At 63.6% G+C, this 12,612-nt stretch carries 7 protein-coding genes and 1 tRNA gene; 1 reads left to right on the forward strand and 7 read right to left on the reverse strand.

The features are described 5' to 3' along the window. Positions 1–154: 154 nt before the first annotated feature. Positions 155–236: transfer RNA gene (locus ACIPV6_RS22565), tRNA-Leu, on the reverse strand. Positions 237–424: 188 nt separating this feature from the next. On the opposite strand from ACIPV6_RS22565, the gene ACIPV6_RS22570 reads away from it, so the two are divergent. Beyond that, positions 425–1,030 carry an ANTAR domain-containing response regulator gene (locus ACIPV6_RS22570; protein ID WP_397322737.1) on the forward strand — a complete coding sequence of 202 codons (606 nt, stop codon included), beginning with the start codon at positions 425–427 and terminating at the stop codon, positions 1,028–1,030. Positions 1,031–1,281: 251 nt separating this feature from the next. Here the strand turns inward: ACIPV6_RS22570 and pyk are convergent, their stop codons facing one another. The 6 genes from pyk to trpB all read right to left on the reverse strand — a co-directional run bounded on the left by pyk (position 1,282) and on the right by trpB (position 12,515). Continuing rightward, positions 1,282–2,772, reverse strand: coding sequence for a pyruvate kinase (gene pyk / locus ACIPV6_RS22575; protein ID WP_397322738.1), 1,491 nt, complete (start codon positions 2,770–2,772; stop codon positions 1,282–1,284). Positions 2,773–2,827: 55 nt separating this feature from the next. Beyond that, positions 2,828–4,285 (reverse strand): glutamate synthase subunit beta, encoded by a 1,458-nt coding sequence (locus ACIPV6_RS22580; protein WP_400273039.1) that lies wholly within the window; start codon positions 4,283–4,285, stop codon positions 2,828–2,830. Beyond that, a complete protein-coding gene (gltB, locus tag ACIPV6_RS22585) occupies positions 4,278–8,891 on the reverse strand; it encodes a glutamate synthase large subunit (RefSeq protein ID WP_400273040.1) in 4,614 nt (1,537 codons plus the stop codon). The genes ACIPV6_RS22580 and gltB overlap by 8 nt, the downstream gene beginning before the upstream one ends. 259 nt (positions 8,892–9,150) lie before the next feature. Continuing rightward, positions 9,151–10,305, reverse strand: coding sequence for a prolipoprotein diacylglyceryl transferase (gene lgt, locus ACIPV6_RS22590; RefSeq protein ID WP_400273041.1), 1,155 nt, complete (start codon positions 10,303–10,305; stop codon positions 9,151–9,153). Positions 10,306–10,326: 21 nt separating this feature from the next. Beyond that, positions 10,327–11,139, reverse strand: a complete 813-nt coding sequence (gene trpA, locus ACIPV6_RS22595; protein WP_400273042.1) for a tryptophan synthase subunit alpha — start codon at positions 11,137–11,139, stop codon at positions 10,327–10,329. After that, positions 11,139–12,515: a tryptophan synthase subunit beta gene (trpB, locus tag ACIPV6_RS22600; RefSeq protein WP_400273061.1), complete on the reverse strand. Its 1,377-nt coding sequence runs from the start codon at positions 12,513–12,515 to the stop codon at positions 11,139–11,141. The genes trpA and trpB overlap by 1 nt, the downstream gene beginning before the upstream one ends. Positions 12,516–12,612 lie beyond the last annotated feature (97 nt).

Below are 12,612 nucleotides of genomic sequence, written 5' to 3' on the forward strand. Positions count from 1 at the left end.
CGGACTCAGCCCCGACGAAGGCCTATGGCACCGCACCGGCTGGGCCGGACGATCATGACGCGCCCGGAATTTACACACGTTTTGTCCTATAACCCCCATGTCAAGCTTTGTACACACTTAAAAGCAAAAGCCCCTCTGACGAGGGGTTATGCCGTGCCCGAGGTGGGACTCGAACCCACACACCTTTCGATACCGCATTTTGAGTGCGGCGCGTCTGCCAATTCCGCCACTCGGGCGCGGAGATACTGGGCGGAAAACAGCTACATTTCTGTGAGCAACGCGATCCGTTCCCAGCACGCGAAACTACTCTACATGCAGATAGGCTGTTTCAAAGAACCGGGCGCGCCGGGTGCAACAAAACCTGCCCCGGATGCGTCCACACTAAGATGGACTTGAACCCGCCGAACCTTTGCAAGGAGATCCCGTGACCGAACAGACGGAGTCCGCACCCGCAGCCCAGCCGGCCCGACGCGTTGTCGTCGCCGAGGATGAGACTCTCATCCGCCTGGACATTATCGAGATCCTGAAGGGCGAGGGTTACGACGTCGTCGGCGAGGCTGATAACGGCGAAAAGGCTGTTGAACTGGCCGAGGAACTGAAGCCCGATCTTGTCCTGATGGACGTCAAGATGCCCGTCATGGATGGCATTTCCGCCGCGGAGAAGATCGTTAAGGCACGCATCGCTCCGGTTGTGCTCCTCACGGCTTTCAGCCAGAAAGAACTCGTTGAGCGCGCCCGCGACGCCGGCGCCATGGCGTACGTGGTCAAGCCCTTCACCCCGGCTGACCTCGTCCCCGCCATCGAGATCGCCCTCTCCCGCCACGAAGAGATCAAGGCCCTCGAGAACGAGGTTTCGGACCTCCAAGAGCAGTTCGCCACCCGCAAGCTCGTTGAGCGCGCCAAGAGCCTCCTGACCACAAAGATGGGCCTCACCGAACCCGAGGCGTTCCGCTGGATCCAGAAGACCTCCATGGACCGCCGCCTCAGCATGCGCGAGGTCGCCGAGACCATCATTAACCAGGTCAACTAGCACCAAGCCAACGAAGGGCGGCTTCCGATTCGGAAGCCGCCCTTCTGCGTTTAAGACCACGACGCCGGCAGTCACCCCAGCGACCACCACACCTCCGAAAGCACACCCACGACGCCGGCACTCGCCGGTGCGCCCCACGCACCGAAGCGCAGCCCACAAAAGCGACCACCCGCCGTCGAACTGAACGGATGTAGCATAAACGAAAAGCAGGCCCCGCCAACCGGCGGGACCTGCCCATCGAAGAACGAAGACTACGCCTTCGCCTTGGACTTCTTCTCAGGCCAAGGACCAACGGGCTCCTTGCGGGAGGAGTCGGGGGCCGAGGTGTCGGCGAGGTCGCCTACCTTGTGGACCTTGAGCGAGTTGGTGGATCCGGCCTGTCCTGGAGGGGAACCGGCTGCGATGACCACCAGGTCGCCTTCCTCAACGAGTTTCATGTCCAGCAGGCTCTTGTCCACTTGGGCGGTCATTTCGTCGGTGTGTCCCACCATGGAGACGAGCACGGGACGGATGCCCCAAGTCAGTGCCAGCTGGTTCCACACGTGCTCAACCGGAGTGAACGCGAAGACCGGCTTGACCGGACGCAGGCGGGACAGGCGGCGGGCCGAGTCGCCGGACTGGGTGAACGCACAGATGTACTTGGCGTCCAACTGGTCGGCGATTTCCACTGCGGCACGGGTGATGGCACCACCACGGGTGCGGGGCTTGGTACCCAGCGGGGGTACGCGCTCAAGACCGTGCTCTTCGGTGGATTCGATGATCCGGGCCATGGTCTTGACGGTTTCGATCGGGTACTGACCCACCGAGGTTTCGCCGGACAGCATCACTGCGTCGGCGCCGTCGAGCACGGCGTTGGCGCAGTCGGAAGCCTCTGCACGGGTCGGGCGCGGGTTGTCGATCATGGACTCGAGGACCTGGGTGGCCACGATGACCGGCTTGGCCCAGCGGCGGGCCAGTTCAATGGCACGCTTCTGGACGATCGGCACCTCTTCCAGCGGCAGTTCAACACCGAGGTCGCCACGGGCAACCATGATGGCGTCGAACGCGTCGATGATTTCGTGGAGCTGGTCCACGGCCTGCGGCTTTTCGATCTTGGCAATGACCGGTACGCGACGGCCTTCTTCGTCCATGATTTCGTGGACGCGCTTGATGTCGGCAGCGTCCCGAACGAACGAAAGCGCAACCAAGTCAACGCCACGCTTGAGGGCCCAACGGAGGTCGTCCTCGTCCTTTTCGCTCAGCGCGGGGACGTTGACGGCAACACCGGGAAGGTTGATGCCCTTGTTGTTGGAGACCTTGCCGCCAACGGTAACGGTGGCAACAACTTTGACGTCGTCAACTTCAATGGCGCGCAGGGCCACCTTGCCGTCGTCGATGAGCAAAGCGTCGCCGACGTTGACGTCCTCGGTGAGGCTCTTCAGCGTGGTGGAGCAGATGTCCTTGGTACCGGGGACGTCTTCGGTGGTGATGGTGAAGGTGTCGCCAACAGCCAGCTCATGCGGTCCGTCGACGAAACGGCCCAGACGGATCTTGGGTCCCTGGAGGTCGGCCATGATGGCCACCGGCTTCTGCAGCTGGGCGGAAGCCTTGCGGACGTTCTCGTAGGTGTTGTCGTGCACGGAGTAGTCGCCGTGGCTCATGTTCATACGCGCAACGTCGACGCCGGCCTCCAGCACCGCGAGGGTGTTGTCATAGCTGGAGATAGCCGGGCCGAAAGTTGCCACAATTTTCGCGCGTCTCATATACCTACCCTAAGTAGTGTTCTGCTGATTGAGTAAAAGAACATTCCTGCCGGCGCTATAAGACCGCGATTGCCCGGTCGGTGGGGGCGACCGGTGCCGGGAGGATCGTGCTTCCCATGAGGAACTTATCGACGGCGGCCGCGCACGCACGGCCTTCGGCGATGGCCCACACAATCAGAGACTGGCCACGTCCGGCATCGCCGGCAACGAACACGCCTTCGGTATTCGTCATGTAGTAGCCATCACGGGCAACGTTGCCACGGGCGTCAAACTCTGCACTTACTTGTTCGGTAATGCCTGCCGGCTCGGCGCCGGTGAAGCCGAGGCTAAGGAACACGAGGTCCGCGGGGATGACCCGCTCGGTTCCGGCCTTGGGGAGGCGCTTGCCGTCGACGAACTCCGTTTCGGCAACCTTGACTCCGGTCAGCTTGCCGTTTTCGCCAACAAACTCAACGGTGGAGGCAAGGTAGGTACGCTCGCCGCCTTCTTCGTGGGCGCTTGCCACTTCGAAGAGCGTGGGGAACGTCGGCCACGGCTGGTGCGACGCACGCTCCAGCGGCGGCTGCTTGCCGATCGCCAAGGTAGTGACCGAGGCTGCCTGGTGGCGGTGCGCGGTACCGATGCAGTCCGCACCGGTGTCGCCTCCACCGAGGATCACCACGTGTTTGCCACGGGCGTTGATGTGGTTTTCGGGACTCTCCCCCGCCACCACCCGGTTGGACGGTACCAGGTAGTCCATGGCGAAATGCACGCCATCGAGGTCGCGGCCGGGGATGGGGAGGTCGCGCGGAACGGTGGCACCTGTGGCGATCACCACGGCGTCGTAGCGGCGGCGCAGCTGCTCCCACGTCACATCCGTACCGACGGCGACGCCGGTGCGGAAGCGGGTGCCTTCGGCCTTCATCTGCTCCAGGCGGCGATCCACCTGGTCCTTCTCCATCTTGAAGTCGGGGATGCCGTAGCGGAGCAGGCCGCCGATCTTGTCGTCGCGTTCGTACACGGCAACCGTGTGACCTACGCGTGTCAGCTGCTGTGCGGCCGCGAGGCCTGCGGGGCCGGAGCCAACCACGGCTACGGTCTTGCCGGTGAGGCGCGTCGGCGGAAGCGGCTGGACCCAGTCGTTGTCGAAGGCTTCATCGATGATGGAAACCTCAACCTGCTTGATGGTCACGGCAGGCTGGTTGATGCCCAGCACGCAGGAAGCTTCACACGGAGCCGGGCAGAGGCGACCGGTCCACTCGGGGAAGTTGTTCGTGGCGTGGAGGCGCTCAATGGCCTCTTCACCCTTGTCCCGCCACACGAGGTCGTTCCACTCGGGAATGAGGTTACCCAGCGGACACCCTTGGTGGCAGAACGGAACGCCGCAGTCCATGCAGCGGCCGGCCTGGCTCTTCAGGACGCCCTTCTCTTGGGCCTCGTAGACTTCCTTCCAGTCCATGATGCGGACCGGAACGGGACGGCGTGGCTGCGTCTCGCGCTGCCGGACTTTCAGAAATCCGCGTGGATCAGCCACCGGTTACCTCCAGGATTCGGGACCATACTTCTTCGCCGTCGGGGTCGAGGCCCTCTTCGATGGCGTTGAGGCGGGTTTGCAGGACTGCAGCGTAGTCTCGCGGCAGTACCTTGGTGATGCGGGCAGCAGTGTCGTCGAAGTTTTCGAGCAACCGGCCGGCAAGGACGGATTCGGTTTCTTCAAGGTGCTTGACGAGCAGGCCGTGGACAATGTCGCGGTCTTCGGCGTCCAGTTCAAGGAGCTGGAGCTCGCCGGAGTCCAGCGCGTCCTTGTTGACGCGCTCGGGCTGCAGGTCCAGCACGTAGGCCGTACCGCCGGACATGCCGGCACCGAAGTTGCGGCCCGTGCGGCCGATGATGAGCGTCTGGCCGCCGGTCATGTACTCGCAGCCGTGGTCGCCAATACCTTCGACGACGGCGGTGGCACCGGAGTTGCGGACCAGGAAGCGTTCGCCCACCTGGCCACGGAGGAAGAGCTCACCGCTCGTGGCACCGTAACCGATGACGTTGCCTGCAATGACGTTGCGCTCGGCCTGGAACACGTTGGTGCGGTCCGGGCGGACAATGATGCGTCCACCGGAGAGGCCCTTGCCAACGTAGTCGTTGGAGTCGCCGAACATGCGCAGGGTGATGCCTGCGGGCAGGAAGGCGCCCAAGGACTGGCCGGCCGTGCCGTTGAGCGTGACGTCGATCGTGTCGGTCGCCAGAACATCGGTGCCGAACGTCTTGGTCACCACATGGCCCAGCATCGTACCCACGGAACGGTCCGTGTTGATGACGTCCAGGGTGATCTTGACAGGCATACGGTCGCTGAGTGCTTCCTGCGCCATGGTGATGAGTCGCTGGTCGAAGTGCTTGTCCAGCTCGTGGTTCTGGCCCACCATGTTGCGCAGCGGCACGTCGTCGTCGAACTCGAGGCCGTGCAGGATCGGATCGAGATCCAGGCCGTCGGCCTTCCAGTGGTCGATCGCGTCGCGGGTGTCGAGAACCTCGGCATGGCCGATTGCCTCTTCGATGCTGCGGAAACCAAGCCCGGCAAGGATTTCGCGGACTTCCTCTGCGAGGAACTCGAAGAAGTTGACCACGAATTCTGGCTTGCCGGTAAACCGGGCGCGGAGCTCGGGGTTCTGCGTGGCAACACCCACCGGGCAGGTGTCCAGGTGGCAGACGCGCATCATGATGCAGCCTTCAACCACCAGCGGAGCCGTTGCGAAACCGAACTCTTCGCCACCGAGCAGGGCGGCAATGACAACGTCGCGGCCGGTCTTGAGCTGGCCGTCAACCTGGACCACCACACGGTCGCGCAGGCCATTGAGCATCAGGGTCTGCTGCGTCTCGGCGAGCCCGAGTTCCCACGGCACACCCGCGTGCTTGAGCGAGTTCAGCGGCGAGGCGCCGGTACCGCCGTCGTGACCTGACACAAGCACGACGTCGGCCTTCGCCTTGGTCACGCCGGACGCCACAGTGCCGATCCCGACTTCCGAAACCAGCTTCACATGTACCCGTGCCGAAGGGTTGGCGCGCTTGGCATCGTAGATGAGCTGCGCGAGGTCTTCGATCGAGTAGATGTCGTGGTGGGGCGGCGGGGAAATAAGGCCCACGCCGGGGGTCGAGTGGCGGGTCCGGGCCACCCAGGGGTAGACCTTCTGCGCCATCAACTGGCCACCTTCGCCGGGCTTGGCACCCTGGGCCATCTTGATCTGGATGTCATCGGCGTTGGTCAGGTACAGGCTGGTCACACCGAAACGGCCGGACGCGATCTGCTTGATGGCGGAACGGCGCTCCGGATCCAGCAGGCGGTCCACGTCCTCGCCGCCCTCACCCGTGTTGGACTTGGCGCCCAAACGGTTCATGGCAATGGCCAGCGTCTCGTGCGCTTCCTTGGAGATGGAGCCGTAGCTCATGGCACCGGTGGAGAAACGCTTGACGATGCTGGAGACCGGCTCCACTTCCTCGAGCGGGACGGCAGGGCGGATACCGTCCTTGAACTTGAGCAGGCCGCGCAAGGTCATGAGGTTTTCGGACTGGTCGTCAACACCCTTGGTGTACTGCTTGAAGATGTCGTAGCGGCGTTCGCGCGTGGCGTGCTGCAGGCGGAACACCGTCTCCGGGTTGAAGAGGTGCGGCTCGCCGTCGCGGCGCCACTGGTACTCGCCGCCACCCAGCAGCGGGCGGTGCGGGTGCTCGATGCCGCCCTCGGGGTAGGCCATCTGGTGGCGCGCCGAAACTTCGGCCGCGATGACTTCCAGGCCCACGCCGCCCAGTTGCGAGTGCGTGCCGGAGAAGAATTCGTCCACGAGTTCCTGGGACAGGCCCAGTGCTTCGAACGTTTGGGCGCCGGTGTAGGAAGCAACCGTCGAAATGCCCATCTTGGACATGATCTTCAGGACGCCCTTGCCCAGGCCCTTGATGAGGTTGTAGACGCCGTCTTCCGGGGTCACGCCCACAACATCGCCGTTGGAGATCAGCTGTTCCACGGACTCCATGGCCAGGTACGGGTTGACGGCAGAAGCACCGTAACCAATAAGCACTGCCACATGGTGCGTCTCGCGGACGTCGCCCGCCTCGACCACCAACGCGGTCTTGGTGCGGTTGGCGCTGCGGAGCAGGTGGTGGTGGACGGCGCTGACCAGCAGGAGCGACGGGATGGGTGCCCACTGCGCGTTGGAGTCACGGTCGGAAAGCACGATGTACTGCACGCCACGGTTGATCGCACCGGAAACCTGCTCGCAGATTTCGGTCAGGCGGGCACGCAGGGCTGCTTCTCCGCCCTCGGGGCGGTAGAGACCACGGACCTTCATGGCGATGCGGTCGCCGTCGACGTTTTCGATGTTCGCGATCTTGGCGAGCTGGTCGTTGTTGATCACGGGGAACGGCAGGGAGATCTGCGGCTGGCGGACCTGCTTGCCGTCCAGAAGGTTGCCGTTGGGACCGATGGCGCACTTCAGCGACGTCACCAGTTCTTCACGGATGGCGTCCAGCGGCGGGTTGGTGACCTGCGCGAAGGACTGCACGAAGTAGTCAAACAGCAGGCGCGGACGCTTGGACAGCACCGCAACAGGGGTGTCGGATCCCATGGCGCCCAAGGGCTCGGCACCGGTACGGGCCATGGGCCCAAGCAGGATCTTCAGTTCCTCGGTGGTGTAGCCGAAGGTGCGCTGGCGGATGTTGACCGACGCTGCGGTGTGCAGCACGTGCTCACGTTCGGGGAGTTCGTTGATGTCGATCAGGTTGTCCTTGAGCCACTCGGCCCACGGGTTGGCCGCAGCAACCTCGGCCTTGACCTCGGCGTCGTCGATGATGCGGCCGGCTTCGGTGTCCACCAGAAACATCTTGCCGGGGGCCACACGGCCCTTCTTGACCACGTTGGACGGCTCCACCTCGATGACGCCGACTTCGGAGGCGAAAACGATCAGGCCGTCTTCGGTGATCCAATAGCGTCCCGGGCGCAGGCCATTGCGGTCCAGGGTGGCGCCAACAAGGTTGCCGTCGGTGAAGGAAACAGCTGCGGGACCGTCCCACGGCTCCATGAGCAGGGAGTGGTATTCGTAGAAGGCGCGGCGTGCCGGATCCATGGTGGCATGGTTCTCCCACGCCTCCGGGATCATCATCATGATCGAGTGCGTGATGGGCCGTCCGGAGAGCCAGAGGAGCTCGGCTACTTCATCGAAGGACGCGGAGTCGGAAGCTCCCGGAGTACAGATCGGGTACAGCTCTTCCGGGGTATCGCCAAGGAGTGGGCTGGCGAGCTGCGACTGCCGTGCGCGCATCCAGTTCCGGTTGCCCTTGACCGTGTTGATCTCGCCGTTGTGGGCGATGGTGCGGAAAGGCTGGGCCAAAGGCCAGGAGGGGAAGGTATTGGTGGAGAAGCGCGAGTGGACGATCGCGAGCTTGGTCTTGAAGCGCTTGTCCGAAAGGTCCGGGTAGAACGGCTCCAGCTGGGCCGTGGTCAGCATGCCCTTGTACACAATGGTGCGCGAGGACAGCGACGGGAAGTACACGCCGAACTTGTTCTGGGCACGCTTGCGGATCCGCCAGGCGCGGGAGTCGAGTTCGTTGCGCTCAAGCTGCTCGCCAGTGGCCGAAGCAAAGAACGGCTGGGAGAAGTAAGGCATGCAGGCGCGGGCCATGGCACCAACCAGGTCGGCCACCACGGGAACTTCGCGCCAGCCCAGGACCGTCAGGCCCTCGTCGGCAGCCAATGACTCGATGCCGGCCTTTGCTGTTGCTGCTTCGCGCGACTCGGCGGGGAGGAACGCGGTTCCAACCACGTACTGTCCGGGAGCCGGGAGTTCGAATTCAGTGACGGCCCGGAAGAACTCGTCCGGCACCTGCATGAGCAGGCCTGCGCCGTCACCGGTGCCCTCATCGGCGCCAACGGCACCACGGTGTTCGAGATTGCGGAGCGCAGTCAGTGCCGCTTCCACGATGTCGTATCCCGGTTCTCCGCGGAGCGTGGCAATAATGGCCAGGCCGCAGGCGTCCTTCTCCGCATCGGGGTTATAAAGCCCCTGGGCCTCCGGAAGCGCAGCGAAGCGCTTGAACGGAGACATGGCACCCTGGGGTTCGATGTTTTCGGACCAACCGGGGTTATGAAGATGGGTCATGGGAGACGTCCTTCCTCGTGATCGTGCGTATGGAAGGGACAACGTTGGCCCCACCTTGCTTGCCTGTGATGGGCACAACAAAGCGCTAGTTATTGGAAATTGTAGGCCAGCCAGCCTTGCGAAACTAACAGTTACGCAGACCACTGGCCCCGGCGAGACCGGTGAACATCGGTATGTTGCGATCCGGATTCCGGGGTGCCACGACGCTGTGGACTGGGCCCTACGAGCGGTGACTCTGTTGCCCCTTTACCGAAAGCGACTACTTGGTGTCGTCAGCCTCCGGCGTAGATCCGGGGGCCTTCCTTGCGGCAGTCGCGGCAGTTTCAGAGCCCGGCCTGGCCTGAGCCGCCTTACCGGAATCACCTGCTGCTTCCTGCGGCTCGTCAACGTGGCCCGGATCGCTTTGGTTATCAGGGAGATTATCACGGGAACCACTATCTGAGACAGATCGTTCCACATCATGACTCGTGACGCTCGTCACCGGAGCGTCATCTTTGGAGGGTGCCACCTCGGGCTCCCGTCCCGCCAAATACGGGGTATCAGGCACCGGTCGGCCACCGCGTCCAAGGATCAGGAAGATCACCATGGCCACGATGAACACCAGTATGCTCGTCCAAACATTAAGCCGGGTAGTGATCCCGAAGAGGGTGATTTGCTCGGCGTCGTCTATCCTTAGCGCTTCGATCCACACGCGGCCAACGGTGTAGTACATGGCGTAAAGCCAGAACAGGCGTCCGCGGCGGAAGTGGAACCTGCGGTCCAGGACCAGGAGCAGCCCCACGCCCAACAGGTTCCACAAGGATTCGTAAAGGAACGTGGGATGGAACAGGGTATCCGCAGGCATTCCGGCGGGGAAGTTCGCATTGGCAGGATCGATCTGCAGGCCCCACGGAAGAGTGGTGGGCGCACCGAACAGCTCCTGGTTGAACCAGTTGCCCCACCGTCCGATCGCCTGGGCGAGCAAGAGACCCGGGGCCGCCACGTCAAGGAACGCCGTCAGCTTCAGCCCGGCACGGCGGCAACCAATCCAGGCACCTACTGCCCCCAACACCACAGCACCCCAAATACCGAGGCCGCCGCGCTGGATCTGCGGGATCAGGGAAAGGTCACCGGTGCCGTCGAAGCCAGGACCGAAGTATGCATCCGGTGACGAAAACACGTGGTACAGACGCCCACCAATGATGCCAAACGGAATGGCCCAGATGGCAATATCCCACAGGCTGCCCTCGGGAGCGCCTCGGCGCTTCCAGCGGACGGACGTCAGCCACAGGCCAACGATGATGCCCGCAAGGATGCAGAGCGCATACGCATGGATGCGCAACGTCCCCCACGGCAGCGGAATGTCGAAACCGGACCACGAGGGGCTCGGGATACTCAAGGGGACCATTGCCGCTGCGTGGAGGACGGTCTGCATGGGGCTTTGCTGTTCCTTTTCCTAGGCGTCTGCAGCTGCGCGGCCCAGGCCGGCGCTGAGGTTCTTGGTGAGTTGCCCGACGGCGTCGACGCCGCCATCGCGGAGGGCCGCCACCAGGGCGGTTCCAACGATCACACCGTCGGCGTAGGCGGCGATTTCGCGGACGTGGTCCGGGTTGGAAACACCCAGCCCGACGCATACCCGCTCGGCTCCTGCGGCGTGCGCACGGGCAACCACGTCTTCGGCACTGCTGCTGACCGACTGGCGGGCACCGGTGACACCCATGATGGACACACCGTAAACGAATCCACGGCTGGCCTTCACAGTCATGTCGAGGCGTTCGGGAGTGGAGGAGGGTGCCACCAGGAATACACGGTCCAGACCGTACTTGTCCGAAGCTTCGAACCACTCGTCAGCCTCGTCCGGGATGAGGTCCGGAGTGATGAGGCCCGCTCCCCCGGCTTCAGCGAGGCGGCGCGAGAACTCGTCCACGCCCATGCGCATTACCGGGTTCCAGTACGTCATGACCAGCACTGCCGCGTCCGTAACCGCGGTGATGCCGGCAACGACGTCGAAGACGTTCGAAACGCGGAACCCGTTGGCAATGGCTTCCGTGGTGGCTGCCTGGATAACAGGGCCGTCCATGACGGGATCAGAGTACGGAATGCCGATCTCGATGAGGTCGGCGCCGTTGCGCGCCAAGGCAATGCCGGCGTCGATGCTTTCCTGTACGGTCGGGTATCCGGCGGGCAGGTAGCCGATCAGGGCGGCCCGTCCTTCGGACTTGGCGCGGTCGATGGCGGCAGCAGATTTGCTGGCGAATTGTTCAGTCATTAGCCTTGGTCCCCGTTCACATCTGTGGCTGCCTCGGATGATCGCTCCGACGGGCCTTTGGGCTTGCGCGTGGACAGGGTGGTCCCCCGCACGTGCCCCTCGTCGTCGAGCATGTTGAACCAGGCTGCTGCGGTTTCCACATCCTTGTCGCCACGGCCGGACAGGTTCACGATCACGGAAACCTCGGCGGGGTTCTCTTTGCCTTCGGTGAGACGCTGTCCCACCTTGATGGCACCGGCCAGGGCGTGGGAGGACTCGATGGCAGGGATGATGCCTTCGGTGCGGCACAAGAGGCTGAAGGCGTCCATTGCTTCGGTGTCGGTAATGGGCTCGTAGGTGACCCGTCCGATGTCGGCAAGGTAGGAGTGCTCCGGGCCAACGCTTGGGTAGTCCAGGCCAGCCGAGATGGAGTGCGACTCAATCGTCTGCCCGTCCTCGTCCTGCATGAGGTAGGAGCGGGCACCGTGGAGCACACCTGGGCGGCCCAGGGAAATGGCTGCGGCGTGCCGGCCGGTTTCCACGCCCTCGCCGCCGGCTTCGAAGCCGTAGATCTTCACGGATGCGTCATCCAGGAAGCTGTGGAACAGGCCGATTGCGTTGGATCCACCGCCGATGCACGCGCAGATGGCGTCGGGGAGCTTCCCGGTCTGTTCCAGGATCTGGGCGCGGGCCTCCTCGCCAATAACCTCGTGGAAGAACCGGACCATGGCCGGGAAAGGGTGCGCGCCCGCGGCAGTACCCAGGAGGTAGTGGGTGTTCTCCACGTTGGCCACCCAGTCGCGGAGGGCATCGTTGATGGCGTCCTTCAGCGTCTGGGAACCGTTGGTTACTGGCACCACCGTTGCACCAAGAAGCTGCATTCGGGCAACGTTCAGGGCCTGGCGGCGGCAGTCCTCGGCTCCCATGTAGACAACGCATTCGAGGCCCAGGAGTGCCGCTGCGGTGGCACTGGCTACGCCGTGCTGTCCGGCGCCGGTCTCGGCAATGACGCGGGTCTTGCCCATGCGCTTGGCCAGGAGCGCCTGGCCAAGGACGTTGTTGATCTTGTGGGAGCCGGTGTGGTTAAGGTCTTCGCGCTTCAGGAAAATCCTGGCCCCACCGGCGTGCTTCGAGAAGTTCCTGGCCTCGGTGAGCAGCGACGGACGGCCGGAGTAGTTCTTGTTGAGGTCCTTCAGCTGGGCGAGGAAGTCGGGATCGGCCTTTGCCTTCTCGAACGTGTCCTGGACCTCGTCGAGGGCTGCGATGAGGGACTCGGGCATCCAACGGCCACCGTACTTGCCGAAGTAGGGTCCCGCGGCATTGCGCAGCGAGGTGCCACCTGCCAGGAATGCGTCGGCCGCATTCTGCTCCGAGCCGGCTGTTGGCGCGTCCACCATCAGTCTCACCGTCCTGTTCCAGTTAGTTGGGTAGTTCACGTGCCACAAGGCAGCCTCGGGCGATTGCCCGGGCTGCCTCATGGCTGTCGCCTTGCTT

The sequence above is a fragment of the Paenarthrobacter sp. NPDC089988 genome, from assembly GCF_044748465.1.
Lineage (GTDB): Bacteria > Actinomycetota > Actinomycetes > Actinomycetales > Micrococcaceae > Arthrobacter.

What these genes read in the sequence shown, in the direction of transcription:
- trpB (WP_400273061.1), bottom strand. Translation starts at nt 12,515, where the DNA reads ATGGTGGACGCGCCAACAGCCGGCTCGGAGCAGAATGCGGCCGACGCA.
- trpA (WP_400273042.1), bottom strand. Translation starts at nt 11,139, where the DNA reads ATGACTGAACAATTCGCCAGCAAATCTGCTGCCGCCATCGACCGCGCC.
- pyk (WP_397322738.1), bottom strand. Translation starts at nt 2,772, where the DNA reads ATGAGACGCGCGAAAATTGTGGCAACTTTCGGCCCGGCTATCTCCAGC.
- gltB (WP_400273040.1), bottom strand. Translation starts at nt 8,891, where the DNA reads ATGACCCATCTTCATAACCCCGGTTGGTCCGAAAACATCGAACCCCAG.
- lgt (WP_400273041.1), bottom strand. Translation starts at nt 10,305, where the DNA reads ATGCAGACCGTCCTCCACGCAGCGGCAATGGTCCCCTTGAGTATCCCG.